22 protein-coding genes and 1 tRNA gene are annotated in these 16,714 nt (G+C 44.0%); 12 read left to right on the forward strand and 11 right to left on the reverse strand.

Annotated features, from left to right (window positions below; translation table 11 throughout):
- Positions 1–73 precede the first annotated feature (73 nt).
- From A3GA_RS0102400 to A3GA_RS0102435, 8 genes are all read left to right on the forward strand, one after another.
- Positions 74–919: a GntR family transcriptional regulator gene (locus A3GA_RS0102400; RefSeq protein ID WP_018025789.1), complete on the forward strand. Its 846-nt coding sequence runs from the start codon at positions 74–76 to the stop codon at positions 917–919.
- Between the two features lie 76 nt (positions 920–995).
- A complete protein-coding gene (sdhC, locus tag A3GA_RS0102405) occupies positions 996–1,412 on the forward strand; it encodes a succinate dehydrogenase, cytochrome b556 subunit (protein WP_018025790.1) in 417 nt (138 codons plus the stop codon).
- Entirely contained in the window at positions 1,412–1,795 is a 384-nt protein-coding gene (gene sdhD, locus A3GA_RS0102410; RefSeq protein WP_018025791.1) for a succinate dehydrogenase, hydrophobic membrane anchor protein, read from the forward strand. Before sdhC ends, sdhD begins: the two co-directional genes overlap by 1 nt.
- Positions 1,796–1,798: 3 nt before the next feature.
- A complete protein-coding gene (gene sdhA / locus A3GA_RS0102415) occupies positions 1,799–3,577 on the forward strand; it encodes a succinate dehydrogenase flavoprotein subunit (protein WP_018025792.1) in 1,779 nt (592 codons plus the stop codon).
- A 15-nt stretch (positions 3,578–3,592) separates the two neighbouring features.
- The gene (locus A3GA_RS0102420; protein WP_026156762.1) at positions 3,593–4,309 is read left to right on the forward strand and encodes a succinate dehydrogenase iron-sulfur subunit; all 717 of its coding nucleotides are present in this window, start codon (positions 3,593–3,595) and stop codon (positions 4,307–4,309) included.
- A gap of 32 nt (positions 4,310–4,341) precedes the next feature.
- A complete protein-coding gene (locus A3GA_RS0102425; RefSeq protein WP_018025794.1) occupies positions 4,342–4,605 on the forward strand; it encodes an FAD assembly factor SdhE in 264 nt (87 codons plus the stop codon).
- 38 nt (positions 4,606–4,643) lie between these two features.
- On the forward strand, positions 4,644–5,954 hold the full coding sequence (locus tag A3GA_RS0102430; protein ID WP_018025795.1) for a citrate synthase: 1,311 nt from the start codon (positions 4,644–4,646) through the stop codon (positions 5,952–5,954).
- Between the two features lie 124 nt (positions 5,955–6,078).
- A complete protein-coding gene (locus A3GA_RS0102435; protein WP_018025796.1) occupies positions 6,079–7,377 on the forward strand; it encodes a Glu/Leu/Phe/Val family dehydrogenase in 1,299 nt (432 codons plus the stop codon).
- A 25-nt stretch (positions 7,378–7,402) separates the two neighbouring features.
- Here the strand turns inward: A3GA_RS0102435 and A3GA_RS0102440 are convergent, their stop codons facing one another.
- Together A3GA_RS0102440 and A3GA_RS0102445 are read right to left on the reverse strand one after the other, a co-directional pair.
- Positions 7,403–8,302: an EamA family transporter gene (locus A3GA_RS0102440; protein WP_026156764.1), complete on the reverse strand. Its 900-nt coding sequence runs from the start codon at positions 8,300–8,302 to the stop codon at positions 7,403–7,405.
- A 47-nt stretch (positions 8,303–8,349) separates the two neighbouring features.
- Positions 8,350–9,252, reverse strand: a complete 903-nt coding sequence (locus A3GA_RS0102445; RefSeq protein ID WP_018025798.1) for an EamA family transporter — start codon at positions 9,250–9,252, stop codon at positions 8,350–8,352.
- A gap of 203 nt (positions 9,253–9,455) precedes the next feature.
- Here A3GA_RS0102445 and A3GA_RS0102450 point away from each other — a divergent pair.
- Positions 9,456–9,532, forward strand: a tRNA-Ile gene (locus tag A3GA_RS0102450).
- A 16-nt stretch (positions 9,533–9,548) separates the two neighbouring features.
- Here the strand turns inward: A3GA_RS0102450 and A3GA_RS0102455 are convergent.
- The 9 genes from A3GA_RS0102455 to A3GA_RS11195 all read right to left on the reverse strand — a co-directional run bounded on the left by A3GA_RS0102455 (position 9,549) and on the right by A3GA_RS11195 (position 15,593).
- A complete protein-coding gene (locus tag A3GA_RS0102455) occupies positions 9,549–10,490 on the reverse strand; it encodes a tyrosine-type recombinase/integrase (protein WP_244264036.1) in 942 nt (313 codons plus the stop codon).
- An 8-nt stretch (positions 10,491–10,498) separates the two neighbouring features.
- Positions 10,499–10,846 carry a helix-turn-helix transcriptional regulator gene (locus A3GA_RS12385; RefSeq protein WP_081606586.1) on the reverse strand — a complete coding sequence of 116 codons (348 nt, stop codon included), beginning with the start codon at positions 10,844–10,846 and terminating at the stop codon, positions 10,499–10,501.
- A 17-nt stretch (positions 10,847–10,863) separates the two neighbouring features.
- Positions 10,864–11,619: a lytic transglycosylase domain-containing protein gene (locus A3GA_RS11175; RefSeq protein ID WP_051052488.1), complete on the reverse strand. Its 756-nt coding sequence runs from the start codon at positions 11,617–11,619 to the stop codon at positions 10,864–10,866.
- 2 nt (positions 11,620–11,621) lie between these two features.
- On the reverse strand, positions 11,622–12,077 hold the full coding sequence (locus tag A3GA_RS11180) for a hypothetical protein (protein ID WP_040613979.1): 456 nt from the start codon (positions 12,075–12,077) through the stop codon (positions 11,622–11,624).
- Positions 12,049–12,720, reverse strand: coding sequence for a TrbM/KikA/MpfK family conjugal transfer protein (locus A3GA_RS11185; protein WP_018025802.1), 672 nt, complete (start codon positions 12,718–12,720; stop codon positions 12,049–12,051). The genes A3GA_RS11180 and A3GA_RS11185 overlap by 29 nt, the downstream gene beginning before the upstream one ends.
- Positions 12,704–13,465 carry a nucleotide-binding protein gene (locus tag A3GA_RS0102475; protein WP_018025803.1) on the reverse strand — a complete coding sequence of 254 codons (762 nt, stop codon included), beginning with the start codon at positions 13,463–13,465 and terminating at the stop codon, positions 12,704–12,706. Before A3GA_RS0102475 ends, A3GA_RS11185 begins: the two co-directional genes overlap by 17 nt.
- An 82-nt stretch (positions 13,466–13,547) precedes the next feature.
- Complete coding sequence (locus tag A3GA_RS0102480; protein ID WP_018025804.1) at positions 13,548–13,730, reverse strand: hypothetical protein; 183 nt, start codon at positions 13,728–13,730, stop codon at positions 13,548–13,550.
- Positions 13,731–13,804: 74 nt separating this feature from the next.
- Positions 13,805–14,623 (reverse strand): phosphoribosyltransferase, encoded by an 819-nt coding sequence (locus A3GA_RS11190; RefSeq protein ID WP_146013032.1) that lies wholly within the window; start codon positions 14,621–14,623, stop codon positions 13,805–13,807.
- A gap of 619 nt (positions 14,624–15,242) precedes the next feature.
- A complete protein-coding gene (locus A3GA_RS11195; protein WP_018025806.1) occupies positions 15,243–15,593 on the reverse strand; it encodes a helix-turn-helix domain-containing protein in 351 nt (116 codons plus the stop codon).
- A 135-nt stretch (positions 15,594–15,728) separates the two neighbouring features.
- Between A3GA_RS11195 and A3GA_RS11200 the strand changes: the two genes are divergently transcribed.
- The 3 genes from A3GA_RS11200 to A3GA_RS11205 all read left to right on the forward strand — a co-directional run.
- Complete coding sequence (locus tag A3GA_RS11200; protein WP_018025807.1) at positions 15,729–15,929, forward strand: helix-turn-helix domain-containing protein; 201 nt, start codon at positions 15,729–15,731, stop codon at positions 15,927–15,929.
- Entirely contained in the window at positions 15,922–16,308 is a 387-nt protein-coding gene (locus tag A3GA_RS0102500) for a replication initiation protein (protein ID WP_018025808.1), read from the forward strand. Before A3GA_RS11200 ends, A3GA_RS0102500 begins: the two co-directional genes overlap by 8 nt.
- A gap of 50 nt (positions 16,309–16,358) precedes the next feature.
- Positions 16,359–16,714, forward strand: a 356-nt coding sequence (locus tag A3GA_RS11205) for a transposase (RefSeq protein WP_420835240.1), incomplete at its 3' end; no start/stop codon positions are given.

Raw genomic sequence — 16,714 nt, forward strand, 5'->3', positions numbered from 1 at the left:
CTTATATAAGATAGATGAATGGACTTTCTTTGTCACTAATGCGATAATATGGCAACAAATCTTTCTTAAAGTTATGAGTAAATTACAGTCTAATCTTACCAGTAAGCCCCCTTCGCGTAAGAGTTTGAGGGTCGCTGCTCCACGTGGTCCGCGGACCCTATCATCCCGCACCGCTAAGGCGGTCGCTACGGCTAGGCAACGTGCTGCTTTTTCTCCACTGTATAAGCAAATTAAGGAATTAATTTTAGAGAGCTTGAAAGCAGGGGAGTGGAAGCCTGGCGAGAGTATTCCGAGTGAGCTTGAATTGGCCTCACTGTATCAAGTTAGCCAGGGCACGGTCCGTAAGGCCATTGACGAATTATCTGCTGAGAGTGTCTTAATCCGTCGCCAGGGCAAGGGGACGTTCGTTGCGACGCATCATGAGGATGAGGTGCGTTATCGTTTTTTACGCTTAGCAAGTCGTCATGGTCAAGAGAAAAAAGAAAAGCCGGTGAGCGATTTTTTGGCCTGTGATTTTCGTAAAGCAGATCAGCTTGAATTGGATTTGCTGGAACTGCCGCCCGGTAGTGAAGTGGTTGAAATTGACCGGGTGATGCGCTTTGATGATAAGCCGGTGGTGTTTGAGCAGATTATTTTGCCAGCGGATAGTTTTAGAGCGCTTAATCTAGCCACCTTACAAAAGCGCTTGCCCTTATATGGACTCTTTGAGTCAGAGTTTGGGGTGAGTATGATTCGTGCCGAAGAGCAACTTTATGCGGTTGCTGCCAATGACAAAGTCTCTGAGTTACTCCAGGTACCAGAAGGCTATCCACTGTTAGCGATTAATCGGATCGCTTATACTTATGGCGACAAACCGATAGAAATTCGTAAAGGAATGTATCTAACTAAGGATTACTTTTACAGAAATAGTTTAAACTAGTAGGACAGATTTTTATTAACTAATACCATTTGTCATGGTTCAACGATTTTCTTTCTAAGATAGGGGTAAATTTACTATGTCTGAAAATCAAAAAAAGCCTTATCGCGAATTCCGCAATGTCAGCGTAAGGAATATTACCGTTGACTTTAAGCAGCCGCTCGCTGCTAGGGTCTCGATTTTGCATCGTGTCAGCGGTGCGCTCTTGTTCTTGGCGTTGCCGATTGTGTTTGTGCCTTTATTTGCAGCAAGCGTGGCTTCACCAGGCTCTTTTGCTGAGTTGGGTAGCGGTTTTGGTGGCTTTTTATTAAAGCTGATTTTATTAGTGTTGTTATGGGGCTTTATGCACCACCTCTGTGCCGGCGTGCGCTTTTTAACCTTAGATTTTGGTCGTGGTTTAGAAAAAGCGGAAGCGCATAAGAGTGCTCGTCTTGTGGTGATAGTCAGCTTAGTATTGACCTGTATTTTTGCAATTAAAATGTTTGGAGTGCTCTAATGGAACGTTATGAACAATATGGACATACACGTCGTGCGGTAGGTGCTCGTTACGGCGTGATGGATTTTATTATCCAGCGTGTGACGGCGGTTATCTTAGCCGTGTATTCAATTCTGTTTTTATTAGTAGTTCTCTTTACCAAAGTTGATTATTACTCTTGGGTAAATCTATTTACCTTTACTTGGTTTGGCGGTTTTCCTGCCGGCAAGATCTCCACATCCTTAGCCTTTTTTGCTCTGATTTATCACGCCTGGGTTGGTGTGCGTGATATTTGGATGGACTATATTACCTGTGTCAAACTTAGATTAGCGCTACAGGTACTCACTGTGATGTGGTTAGTCTCTTCGATCGTTTATTTTGCTAGTGTTCTTTGGAGTCTATAAGCCGTGGTTGCAATTCATTCTTCTTTACCCCGTCGTCAATTTGACGTGGTTGTCGTGGGTGCCGGTGGTGCCGGTATGCGCTGTTCATTACAATTAGCTCAGGCTGGCTTGTCTGTTGCTGTTTTATCTAAAGTTTTCCCGACTCGTTCGCACACGGTGGCAGCTCAAGGTGGTGTTAGTGCTTCGCTTGGCAATATGAGTGAGGACCATTGGGAATGGCATATGTATGATACGGTTAAGGGCTCCGACTGGTTAGGTGACCAGGATGCGATTGAGTTCCTTTGCCGTGAAGCACCGAATGCGGTGTATGAGTTAGAGCACTTTGGTATGCCATTTGACCGTAACCCCGACGGTACGATTTATCAGCGTCCATTTGGTGGTCACACTGCGAATCATGGTGAAAAGCCGGTTCAACGTGCTTGTGCCGTAGCTGACCGTACTGGTCATGCCTTATTGCACACCTTATATCAGCGTAACGTTGCGGCTCGCACTCAGTTCTTTGTTGAGTGGATGGCCTTAGACTTACTACGTAACGAAGACGGTGATGTACTCGGTGTGACAGCACTTGAGATGGAAACCGGTGATATTTATATTTTAGAGGGTAAGGCGACCGTATTAGCGACGGGTGGTGCGGGCCGTATTTGGGCTGCTTCGACTAACGCCTTTATTAATACCGGTGACGGTTTAGGTATGGCGGCTCGTGCCGGTATTCCTTTACAGGATTTAGAGTTCTGGCAATTCCACCCAACCGGTGTCGCTGGTGCCGGTGTACTGATTACCGAGGGTGTACGCGGTGAGGGCGGTATTTTATTAAACAAAGACGGTGAGCGCTTTATGGAGCGTTATGCACCGACGCTTAAGGACTTGGCGCCACGTGACTTCGTTTCACGTTCGATGGACCAAGAAATTAAAGAGGGTCGCGGCTGTGGTCCTAATGCTGATCACGTATTGTTAAAGCTTGATCACCTAGGGGCAGACGTGATTAATAAGCGTCTACCATCGATTCGTGAAATTGCAATCCGCTTTGGTAACGTTGACCCGATTAAAGATCCTATCCCTGTGGTGCCAACAATCCACTATCAGATGGGTGGTCTCCCTACCAATATTCAAGGTCAGGTATTAGACTATGTTAACGGCGAGAATAAGGTGATTAATGGCCTCTACGCTGTGGGTGAGTGTGCAGCTGTTTCGGTACATGGTGCAAACCGCTTAGGTACTAACTCATTGCTTGACTTAATCGTGTTTGGTCGCGCCACGGGTAATCATTTAGTGTCTGAGCATTTAGAAAAGCAAAGAGCGCACCAGGATCTACCTAAAGAAGCAGTTGATAAGTCAATCGCACGTGTAAGTGAGCTTGAAAACCGTACTTCCGGTGAGAAGGTGCAAGAAGTAGGTGATGCAATGCGTATTTCGATGCAGAGTCACTGTGGCGTATTCCGTACCTTAAAGCTGCTTAATGAGGGTGTTGAGCAAATCGAAGAAATCGCCGAGCGTGCTAATCACATTTACTTTAAAGACAAATCCAAAGTCTTTAACATGGCTCGCCAAGAGGCCTTAGAGATTTCCAACATGATTGAGGTTGCGCGCGCTACTATCACATCAGCCGCTGCACGTACTGAGAGTCGTGGTGCTCACGCCCTAAATGACTATCCTGAGCGTGATGACGTGAATTGGTTAAAGCACACCTTATGGTATTCAGAGGGCAGTCGCTTAGAGTATAAGCCGGTTCAGATGAAACCCTTAACTGCTAAAACAGTTGAGCCTCAGAAACGTACATTCTAATTGGTATAGGTTGAAATTATGTCTAAACGAATTGTTAAATTTGAGATTTATCGCTACGATCCGGACAAGGACGAGCGACCATATATGCAGAAATTGGATGTTGAGCTGAAACCAACTGACAAAATGCTGTTGGATGCTATTGTACGCATCAAAAATGACGTAGATGATAGTATTTCAATTCGTCGCTCTTGCCGTGAGGGTGTTTGTGGCTCTGATGCGATGAACGTGAATGGTAAAAACACCTTGGCGTGTATTACCAACTTGAATGATTTAAAAGAGCCGATTGTGTTACGTCCGCTACCGGGTCTTCCGGTGATCCGTGACCTGATTGTTGATATGACATACTTCTTCAATCAGTATCATTCAGTACGTCCATACCTTGTGAATAATACGCCACCACCAGAGAAAGAGCGCCTACAAAGCCCACAAGCTCGCGAAGAGTTAGATGGCTTGTATGAATGTATTCTATGTGCCTGTTGCTCTACTTCGTGTCCTTCTTTCTGGTGGAATCCGGATAAGTTTGTGGGTCCTGCAGGTTTATTACAAGCTTATCGTTGGCTTGCTGATAGCCGTGATGAAGCAACCACAGAGCGCTTGGATAACCTTGAGGATCCATACCGCTTGTTCCGTTGTCATACCATCATGAACTGCGTGGATGCCTGTCCCAAGGGACTAAATCCGACTCGCGCCATTGGTAAGATCAAAGAGATGTTAGTTCGTCGTACAGTTTAGTGACTGTACACTGACTTGTTAGAGTACAAGGAATGAGCATATCAGAGGTTGAACTTGCCCGTGCACGCCTTCGTTGGCGTGCACGGCGCGGTTTATTGGAAAACGATTTAATTCTTACGAACTTTCTTGATCTTTATGAAGAGCAATTAAGTGATGAAGATGTATTATCGCTAACACACTTGTTTACGTTAGACGACAACCAGCTATTAGACATTTTATTAGGCAAAAAAGAACCTGAAGGCGACTACCACACTGATAATATATGCCGACTTGTTCACTTGATTCGCAAGGCCTAATCGCTGTCTAAGCGCTTATTTAAAAGGAAAAAATCAAGATGCAATTATCCGATAAAAAAGCCACATTAAGCTTTTCAGACGGTTCGCCATCCATCGAACTGCCGATTTATGAGGGGACCATCGGCCCTGATGTGATGGATATTCGTAAGTTGTACGGTCAAACCGGCAAGTTTACTTATGACCCGGGTTTTATGTCGACAGCCTCTTGCGGCTCATCAATCACCTACATTGACGGTGATAAGGGTGAGTTACTCTACCGTGGTTATCCGATCGAGCAGCTGGCTGTAAATTGCGACTTCTTAGAGGTTTGCTATTTACTCTTACATGGCGAGCTACCAAATGCGGAGCAGAAGAAGGAGTTTGATGTATCGATTAACCGTCATAATATGGTTAATGAACAAATGCATTTCTTCTTACGCGGCTTCCGTCGTGACGCTCACCCGATGGCTGTATTGACTGGTTTGGTTGGTGCTTTATCGGCTTTCTATCACGACTCAACGGATATTAGTAATCCGCGTCACCGTGAGATTTCGGCGATTCGCTTAATTGCTAAAATGCCGACGATGGTTGCCATGGCCTATAAGTACAACAAGGGTGAGCCATACATCTACCCACGTAACGACTTATCTTATAGTGGTAACTTCCTACGTCAAATGTTTGCTACGCCGTGCGAAGATTATCAGGTCAATGAGGTGGTTGAACGTGCGCTAGACCGTATCCTAATTCTTCATGCCGATCACGAGCAAAACGCATCTACCTCAACAGTCAGACTTTGCGGTTCTTCAGGTACTAACCCATTTGCAGCGATTGCTGCGGGTGTGGCGTGCTTGTGGGGTCCTTCGCATGGTGGTGCGAACGAGGCTTGCTTGACCATGCTTGAAGAAATTCAAGCCAATGGCGGTATTGAAAAAGTTGGCCAGTTTATGGAAGCGGTCAAGGATAAAAATAATCCTGCGCGCCTCATGGGCTTCGGTCATCGTGTGTATAAAAACTACGATCCACGTGCGAAATTAATGCAAGAAACGTGTAAAGAGGTACTGTCCGCTTTAGGTTTGGAAAACGATCCTTTATTCAAACTCGCGATGGAACTAGAGCGTATTGCACTAGAGGACGAGTACTTTGTTGAGCGTAAGCTATACCCTAACGTAGACTTCTACTCTGGTATTGTTCAGCGTGCTATCGGTATCCCAACGTCACTCTTTACCGCAATCTTTGCCTTGGCGCGTACCGTTGGTTGGATTGCTCAATGGAATGAAATGCTTGGCGATCCTGATTATAAGATCGGTCGTCCACGTCAGATCTACATTGGTGCAGCTAAGCGTGATGTAACACCGATTTCGGCTAGATAGTCACTACGGCATCATGTGATACAGAAGTCCCCGAGCAAATGTTCGGGGATTTTTATTTTGGGTGTAATTAGTGAGCAAATCTGTTACTGTACTAACATCACGTTTAAATTAATTGGAGAGTCTTGTGGATCAACAGTCAAGCGTTCCTAAGCATGCATTACCCTCTTATTTAAATCAGAATGATTTAGGTGCTTGGGGTATTTTTTTAGAGCAAATTGATCGTATTGCCCCTTATATGGGCAGTTTGTCCCCATGGATTGAAACCTTGAAACGCCCTAAAACCATTATGGTGGTGGACGTGCCGATTGAGCTAGATGATGGCAGCTTTGCGCATTTTGAAGGCTATCGTGTACAGCACAATACCATCCGTGGTCCGGGTAAGGGCGGAGTGCGTTTCCATCAGGATGTGAATCTATCCGAGGTGATGGCTTTAGCTGGCTGGATGTCGATTAAATGTGCTGCCGTGGATCTACCTTTTGGTGGTGCCAAAGGCGGTATTCGGATCGACCCCCGTAATTATTCCCAAAAAGAGCTTGAACGCGTGACCCGTCGCTATACTTCTGAAATTGGTAGCATTATCGGTCCGTTAAAGGATATACCCGCGCCGGACGTTAACACTGGTCCACAAGTGATGGCATGGATGATGGATACCTTTTCGATGAACCAAGGCTATACTACCTCGGGCGTCGTCACGGGTAAGCCGATTGCGCTAGGCGGTAGTTTGGGTCGAGTGGAAGCGACCGGGCGTGGTGTGTATGTGGCTGCCTGTGAAGCGGCGAGAGATCAAGGCATTGACCTTCAGGGTGCACGAGTTGTGATACAGGGCTTTGGTAATGTTGGTGGCACGGCGGCACGTTTATTTTTTGAAGCGGGTGCCAAAGTCATCGCACTCCAAGATCACACGGCTACCGTGGCCAATGAAGAGGGCATTGATATTTACAAGCTACTTGAGCATGTCGAACACCATGGCGGCATTAAGGGCTTTGAAGGTGCAACTGAGATTTCAGTGGATGAATTTTGGGCGACCGAGACCGATTTGTTGATCCCAGCCGCTTTGGAAAATCAAGTAACAGAGAAGAATGCGCATAGCGTTAACACTAAAATTTTAGTTGAAGGGGCTAATGGTCCGACCACACCAGCGGCTGACGATATCCTGAGCGATAAGGGGGTCTTTATCGTGCCAGATGTGCTGGCAAATGCAGGCGGTGTGACCGTTAGTTATTTTGAGTGGGTACAGGACTTCTCCAGCTTTTTCTGGACTGTGGACGAGATTAATCATCGTCTGGAACGGATGATGCGCGAGGCCTACCGTGCGATTCGTGAAACTGCCAAGTACCACGGCGTCAGTATGCGCACAGCAGCCTATATTATTGCTTGCACGCGTATTTTGGAGCAGCGCAAGGTACGTGGTTTGTACCCTTAATGATACTTAAGGCCGAGAGCAAAGATTATTTTTGTTCTCGGCGTTTTTCTCTTCTGCCGCTCTGTACTGCGGTAGCGGTGGTACCAATTGCCGCACTGACAATCAAAATCACCGCAAGCCATTCTCGCAAATCTAAGAACTCATTCAAAATAACAATCCCCGTCAGCGCACCCACGGCCGGTTCTAAACTCACCATGATACTGAAGGTTTTTATGGGTAAAATCCGCAGTGAGAAGATCTCTAAGGTAAAAGGAATGGTGCTAGAGAGTAGGGCGATACCTAGACCGAATAATAATACTGTGGGATTAATTAGTTGAGGACCATTCTGTATCAGCCCAATCGGCAAAATAATTAATGAGGCAGTGGCAAAGCCATAGGAAGTGATCAATCCTGGGTGAATTAAACGTGCGCGTCGCCCCACGAGGATATACATGCCCCAAAATGCACCGGCAACCAAGGCATAGACCACGCCGATGGAGTCAAGTTTTAGCGTATCGTTGGCTGCGTGACCTGGCCACAAGAGTAAATAAAGTCCAGCCAAGGCCAGCAGTACCCAGACAAAGTCCATACGTGAACGAGAAGAGAGGACGGCAACTGCCAAGGGCCCTGAAAATTGAATCGCTAAGGTCACCCCGAGTGGTAATCTGTCAATGGCTAAATAAAAGGTGCTGTTCATGCCGACCATGCACAGACCGTAGGGGATAATTGTCGCTAAATCTGAACGGGTTAGCGCAATGCGCCAAGGGCGCCAAAACAGCATCATAAATAGGGTGGAAAACAATAGTCTAAGGGTGGTAGCACCCACGGGGCCGGCAGCCTCGAATAATCCCTTTGCAAACGAATTACCGATGCAGAGTGAAAATATCGATAGTACTAGCGCTAGCGCACCTAGCGACATGGGATATTGACGCTGTGATGTAGTCATATAGTTTAATATTAAAATTTAATATCGCGGTAGAGCTACTGCTTTACTTAATTGGCGGCTTTGTTAGTATTATCCTTGCGATTATTTCGTACCGCTGTGGCCGTGCAGCCTGCTGAAGCGCAGACCACTAGTAAAATGGCGAGCCATTGCTTAGCTGCTAGCACTTCGCCAAGGATAATGATGCCTGCTAATGCGCCCACGGCAGGCTCCAAACTCAGCATAATACTAAAGGTTTTGGCCGGTAAAATCCGCAGCGCAAAGACTTCTAAGCTATAGGGTAGGGCGCTGGATAACACCGCAATGCTCAATCCGAACAGTAAGAGGTTAGGATTAAACATATTGGCACCACCGCTGATTAAACCAAATGGCAAAATGATCATGGCAGCAATGGTCAGTCCATAGGCAGTCACATGCGCTGGATGTACACGACGTGCTCTTTGTCCAAAGACGATATAGGCTGCCCAAAATGCCCCAGCAATAATAGCGTAAATCACACCGACTAAATCCAGTGCGATTAATTGCTCCGAATCCGCATCTGGCCAAAGGAGCAGATATAGGCCGATGACAGCAAAAGCAATCCACAGAAAATCAAAACGTGTTCTGGACGTATAAATAGCTAAACTCAAGGGGCCAATAAACTCAATCGCCAGTGCGATACCGACGGGTAAGCTTTGTAGTGCCAGATAAAAGGGGAGGTTCATCCCCACAATGCAGATACCATAAGGCACAATAGTGGCTAAATCCGAGCGGGTCACGGGGATGCGCCAAGGTCGCCAAATCAACCATAAAATACAGGCTGAGAAAAAAATCCTAAAGGTCGTTGTTCCGACTGCGCCGACCTCTGAAAAGAGTGTTTTTGCAAATGAGGTGCCGGTGCATAAAGAGATAATTGACAGCACTAAGGTCAGAATACCAACCCACATGGGATATTGACGCAAAGCTAAACTCATAGCGACACCAAAAAGATAGGAACAAATTGAGGATGAGCCAGTTAATCACTAATACTAGTCGTTTTTGTTAAAGATAGCAATTGAAGTTGCGACTATTGTGAATTGATTTTATTAACTAGTTAAGCTATCATTAACAGCTTAGCGTAATTGCTATGCATCCAGTGATGTGCTTTGATTTTTTAGATTAAGGCACGTATCAAAAGCCCCCTGTAGCTCAGTTGGTTAGAGCAGAGGACTCATAATCCTTTGGTCGCCGGTTCAAGTCCGGCTGGGGGGACCACTAGAAAGCCAGTAAGTTAGCCATTTACAGCCATTTGTAGGTGGCTTTTTCTTTGCCCTAAATCGTCTAGGGGTGACCAAAAGGTGACCGCAGATGAGTATTCCGCCAGATGAGAAGCATTGAGGTGGGCATACTTTTTAACCATTTCCAATGTTTCCCATCCGCCCATTTCCTTCAGGACAAATAAAGGCGTTCCGGCTTGGACATGCCAAGAGGCCCAAGTATGCCTTAAGTCATGAAAATGAAAATCATCCAGCCCAACTGCTTTTGTGGCGGCATTAAACGACTTATAGTTAATCGTTTTGGGATTTTGACCCGTTGAATCTCTTACAAAGACCCAACGGGGATCATCACCTTGACACGATTTTAAAACAGCGCAGGTATCGTCATTCAAAGGAATGGGTCTAGCCTTTCCTGATTTAGTTTTGTCAGCAGTTAACCAAGCAACCTTTTCGTTTAAATCAACCTGTGACCACTCAAGCGATAATATTTCATTTGCACGAGCGCCTGTTGATAATGCAAAAATTACTGCATTTCTCATCCAGCGCTGACTCAATTGTTGAATCAGCAGTTGAGCCTGCTCCCTAGTGATCCACCTAACCCGCACTGGGGCCTCTTTAAACTTTGTTAAGTGAGGTAACCTGTCAATCCTGCCATCTTTGTAAGCCAAGTTTAGTAGCCTAGACATGGTTGAAAGATAGCGGTTTTGAGTAGCTTTGCTTAACTTTAAGTTTCCCTTGACACCGGGCTTTGGCAACTGATGCGTTGGCAAGCAATTAATAATTTCCTCTGCGGTTAAAGAGCTTAATGTTCTACCACCAAAGTGGTCGCGCCAGTATCTAATGTGCCTGGTTTTTACAGCATAATCTCGCTCACTGACCGCTAACTTTAAAACCTGGATAGCAGCCTCATCAAACGTATAATCAGGCTTATCTTCTAGTTTATTTTCTCGCCACAATTCAGCTTTTAAGCGGTCGTGGTACTCTTGGGCTTCTTTTTTGTTCCTTGTGCCAGTAGATCGTCTAACTCTTTTGCCGCCTGGTGTCCTGATGTCAATCCACCAGATGGCATTCTGATTGCTGTTTTTTCTGTATATTGGCATGAAGTATCCTCTCTTGCCAGCACAGATAATCGGAATACATTGTTACGCTTTTTTCCAAAATTATCAAGTGCTGAGCGCCATATGTACCATTTACGGCCACCTGGCAGTCTAAATCCTAATTCGTGACGCTTAGCGTAAATCGTCCAATAGCTGACTCCTAAGAGTTCAGCCACTTCATTAATAGAAAGGGCATAATCCTCTTGCTTATTCATTTCATATCCTCAAGCGTTTACCAGTCACCAAAAGCATCCCAGGGTGCTTTTTCTTTGGTTTCAGAAGCAGCTGCTACCACAACCTGAGCTGGTTTTTTGGGTTTAGGTTTGCTTGGTTTGGCTGTTACTTTGACTTGTACCGGAGCAGAAGTGTTCGGATCAAGCTCAGGAATCACTGGTTTAGCCTCAACCGCTGGCTTAGTTTCTGCTTGCTTAATAACCTGACTATCATGATTCTTACCGGCGGCAGCGATGACTCGCTGCACATAACTTGGCTGTCCAGCCAAATCTTGGGTGAATCCTGTCCTGAAGTTACCTGAGTAATAACAAGACAAGGCTTTTTGCAGTGCCTCCTGGTCATTACCGGATGCACGACCAAAACATTCAGATAGTATTTCAGCACCTACTTTTAAATTAAGACATGGGTCAAAGACTGATTCATAATCCAATCCGTATTTAGCTAGGTTATAGCGGTTAATCTGGCTTAACCCCATACTGAAGTTGCGGCCGGCCTTGTCCAGTTGCCTAGCCGCCTCCACCGCTTCAGAAAAAGTAGTGGGCTGCTTAATAGCACCGCCTACTACACCAATTGCATACGGATTAAAACCGCTTTCCGTGCGAGCTACCGCCTGCATCGTGTTGTAATGCACTCCTGAAGCGCATTGTTTGGCAAGCTCATTGAAGTTAACCGGCGCAGCTGGTTCAGCGGCCTGGGCTACACCAGAGGTTATAAAAAAAGCAGCCGCAGCTGCTTTTAACGTTCTCATATTCATTGCTAACCTTTGAAAATAAAAACTATAAATAACAGTAGCTGAAGAAAGAATAAGCCACCTATTGCTCCCATCATCAACGTATCACGCCGATTCTGAGTGTCCTTGATTGCTTTAGCGTGTTTCTCAGCTTCTTGTGCTGTTTCTTTTTTTGTGATTGTCAATAACTCTGTGGTCACCATCTCTCGATAAGCAGATAGCGACTCATACGTTTTATTGAGTCCAGCTAAGCGGCCATCCAACTGGCCAAAAAATCCTTGATCGTACTCTTTGAGTAGTTGGCGATGACTGGCTAGCTGTCGGTCTACAAACACAAGCAAGGCCACGATTGGATCAGACTCATCAATACGTTGCCTTGTCAGCATAAAAACTTCTTCAACTATTTGCGTCGGCGTTAAAGTTGTTACTTGCTCATCATGGCTCGGCCGATTATCAACGCCGTCCGTCACTCCACTTGTCATAGTCAATGTATTCAACCTTTGTTCTTGAGTTTTTGTTCTCTGATTGATAATTGTCGTTATACTCTTGCAACGCTTTATCATAGTCTTTTGGCTCAACCCATCGGCCACCGGTAGTTGGTGTACCTACATAGTGAGTTTCAATTTCAAACGTAAAATCATGCCCCTCGTATGCACGACAATAAGCTGGCTTTTGATCTGAAACGACTGTAATTACTTCAGTTTTGCACGTTGATTCCCCAAACATCCCGAATGATGGGGTACAAACCCGTTTAACCACTTTTTTTCGGTTATAAGCGTTTAAGTGCTGCGCATCGCAACGACCTGCACCGTTGGCAATGGCAGTGACCAAGCCTGGCATATTCGGTTCATTTGCTGCTGGACACATATTTAAAAAGTTAATTCGCTTTTGAATCATTTTGTGCGGCCGTGGGTCAGTAATACCAAAGTAGCGTCTTAATGCCGGCGCACATTCTCCTGGTCGAGTACCGCTGGATAAGCACAAGACTGCTTCACAAGCCAGGCGAGTATCACCTGTTAGTAAATCCACCTCCGGCAATTCTTGCGCTTGCGCTACTCCGCCCAAAAAAAATGCTGCCACTGGCAGCAAACATTTAAACTTAAGTTTGTTAACTTTTAACTCCATTTGGATTCTCCATGATTTGCTCAAAAAACGTCTTTTGAGCTAGTTGGTCAAACACTTCACGTTGGACTCTCTTGAGGCGCTGCTTCGGCATTAGCTTAAATTGTGCAGATTGCTGCACCTCATCAAAAGTAAGATGAGCTGTAGTCATCTCTTGAATGTCTTTGCCGAAAGTATCCGGATTATAATTTTCAAGTTCGATTACAGCTGTAATTCGGTCTGAGTTTTCTTTGTACACATTGGATTGCTCAAAGACTGGACTGTTATTGAGTTCAATGCGGCCCCAGTAGTGATTGAGCCACACGACAACGTTTGTCTGAAGGGTTCCAAGCACTTCCAGCAAACCTTGAACAGTATCTTTGATACCCTGGCCAGCTTGGAGCGGTACATGCACCACGACATCCACGCCACTTTCCTTCAATAACTCAATTACACCGCTTTCACGAATGTAAGACATGAGCGGCACAAAGGTAGCAGCTCCGTTATCAATCACGGCCACACCGTCTTTTTCCAGCAAATCTTCAATTAACGCATCGAATTTCGATACATCAATGCTTTTATGCTCAGTCAAAATTTTAACAATCTCAACTTTCAGCTTTTTATAGCGACTGAAGGTCTGATTAACTGGATCAGTATCATAGCAATGCACCTCATTGCCTGTAGATTTTAAATATTGGGCGAGTAGTGAAGCGACAAAGCTTTTGCCCACACCACCTTTGCCTTGTAATACAAAATGAATCTGTTTCATTATTTTCCTTAAATAAAAAAACCACCCTTTAAAAGGCGGCTTGTAAGTTAACTATATAACTAATCATTTATCCCGATTCTTTCTACGGCCACAGCTCATATTTGAGCTTGTTGATAACGGAATCTAGTTTCTGTCGGGATGTTTCGTCCAGTGAGTCAAACCCACGGTCGTAAGCCCAAAAAATTGCAGCTACTTCTTCTGCTGTTACATCTATTGTTACCTCAGCGTCTCTTGCAAGATGTGAGTAGTCAGGTTTGTCAAACATGAACTGCTGATCTCCATAAAAAAAACCGCCAAGTAGTTAAACCGGCGGTTTTGATTCGTATAAAGATAAAGCTGCTATCGTTCTATATCTTGTTCAGGCTCACTTTTCTTTTGTTCAAAGGTTTTTTTACTAATTTCATTCCCCTCAACAAGTTGGCTGACACCCGCATATCTAGCTTCAATAATTCTAGTTCTGAGCTGGTCAAAAGTCTTGGCCGCTCGTAAATGTCCTGCTTCTGCTTGTGTGAGCTTTTCAATTCCATATCCAAACTCCTTCTTCCAAAATTGATTAATTTCTTCACTGTGTTTATTAATAATATCATTATACATTGATTGTTTAATAGGTAACTCAAGTGAACCAACATGCGCAGTCATTACCATTGCCCCAACAACTTTAGCACCTCGATTTTTAAGATATCCATGTAGTGAGGCAATTGTTCCCCCCATAGTTAATGTGTCATCAACAATAAAATATTCTTTTGAGTTATCTACAAATCCTTCAAAAGTTGGATTAAAAGCTAGCCTATAGTCTGCGCCTTTACCAGTTCTTCCAATTTTTTCTTTTTGAACAATATTATCCACAAATGGCAATTCTAAATATTCACTTAAAAACTTTGCTGTAACAAGAGGAATTTTATTATTCCCTGCAACCTCTTTTGCTAAAACTGGCACTAAGATAACATCAGAACATTTCTTTAATAACTTGAAGCACTCCTCTACCGTCTCTTGTTTTAACGTTTTTGAGATCAAACTAATGGCTGCTTCAGTATCACCACTTTTCGCACCTAAATATTCCGAATGATTAGAAAGTGTATTTAAATCATCATTACGAATAACTCTGGGGAAGCTCCCCCAAGACGCTCTTTCTCCTCGACCGATTTCATTTTCAATCATAAGTACCTTTATATATTGCACAGTAGTTTGCTTTAATCAATACTCTTATTTTATATAAGAGTATTTACCAAAGCAGACTGGAACACATATAGCGTCCAGTCTCTTTTCTGCCGTCTGTTCCGGCCGGTCATCTTGATTATTGACGTTTCACTAGTCGTTCCCTCGATATCCTGTCTTCTATGTATATAGAGCAGGGAGGCCTAGCCATTTCGTCACGTGATTATCCTTTGATACTGTCTCAGCGACAATATCATTGTCCACCATCACAACAAGCGTATTTCGGTGGGGTGGTTGCGTAGCCACCACGTCGGAGCGGACTCTTAATCGGCTCTGTACTTTTCGTACACGGCTATTTCGTTTTAGGGCTGCCCGACAATGAACCCTCAGCTCTCTACAACATTCCCTTGTTTCGTAAGTTATCGAATAATTTTGTATTATCGAGAAGTTGTAGCCAAAGCGTGCATCAGACCGCTGTCTGATTATTCACCAAAGCTGTTAAAGAACGATAGAAATTAATCTATGTCTTTATGTTAGTCCAAACTAACAAATTAAGCAAGCAAATATTAATAAGTGTTGATTCAAACTAACACTTTATTAGTTGTAGATGAGTTTTTTTTGATTAAGATACTTTTTTTGTTGGGTTGTCTCTTGAATATTTTTTAATTTGTAAATTAATAATGTCTTCTAAGTCAGTAATCACATCGTCGGGTAAACATTCAAAGTCGCTAGGTTTTAAATTGGGGAATGGCCATTTTGGTACTAGTTTACCTTTCCCTGTAGAGAGCCATAAAGGGTCTACATCCAATACTGTAGCTATTTTTAATAGAGTATCTCCACGAATGTTTTTAGTTTTACCACTGAGCCAATCGTTAACCGATGTGCGATTTACATGAATGGCTCTAGCCAATTCTATTTGTTTCATTCCAGCATTTTCTAATGCGTATGCTAGTCGTTCACTTAAAGTCCTCATATCTCTTCAAAAAACTAACTAAAAGTATATGTTAGTTCTTATCTGGTTCGAGAAAACTAACAATTTTATTGAATTTAAGGTTGGTTTTAACTAACATATGGGTATATTTTTATCTACAACCTAACAAAATAAAATATGACTTATAAAAAAAACCATCCACACACTAAACTTATCGATTTACTTGGTGGTACTACTGTTGTGGCGGATATATTTAACGTAAAAAAACCATCCGTATCCGCTTGGCGAAAAAATGGTATCCCTGAGGCTCGAATGATGTATTTAGAAATCAAATACAAAAATATTATTAAAAAATTCAGAGAGGAAAATAATGACTAAGCAAGAAAATAAAGATTCTCAATCGCTAGCTGAATTAGAGCGTGGTTTTGTTAACCGTTATTTTGCTCAAATATCATTACCTCACAGCAAATTAGAAGCTTCAACATTTACACGTAAAACCGGCAACTTTACGTTAGATATTATTTCTGATCCTAAAATTGGGCTGCCATATGGAACATACCCTCGTCTATTGTTGACTTGGATATGTTCAGAAGCCACTAAAACGCAAAAAACAGAGTTGCATCTAGGTTCAAATCAGTCTGAATTTATGCGTAAGCTAGATATTAGCCGGCAAGGCTCAACAATCGCTATGCTCAAAGATCAGACCACTCGTTTAGTTAACACGCTGAAACAAGAGCCTGTAAATAATTTTGTGTAACTTCCTTTAATCCGATATCCTTCATAGGAGTATTTCACATGGAAAGTTACATGACTAAAGACGACGACATCATTCAATCGTTAATCAAGCAATTAGACCTAAAGCCGAGCGATGGTGATAGCATTGAAGCACTCGCAGACAAGCTGCGCAAACAACTGTATGAGACAGCCTTAGCCGCTGAGCTAGAGGAGCACCTTGGCTACAGTAAACACGCCAGAGGCGCTAAAACGGACGGCAATAGCCGCAACGGTTACAGCAAGAAGACGCTTAAGACCAATAAATCCAAGGTCGAGTTGGACATTCCTAGAGACCGTAACGGCACCTTTGAGCCACAAATCATCAAGAAGAACCAGACACGCACCGGCGTCTTGGATGAGCAAATTATCGCCTTGTACGCCAAGGGCAT

Source organism: Oligella urethralis DSM 7531 (assembly GCF_000372065.1).
Lineage (GTDB): Bacteria > Pseudomonadota > Gammaproteobacteria > Burkholderiales > Burkholderiaceae_B > Oligella > Oligella urethralis.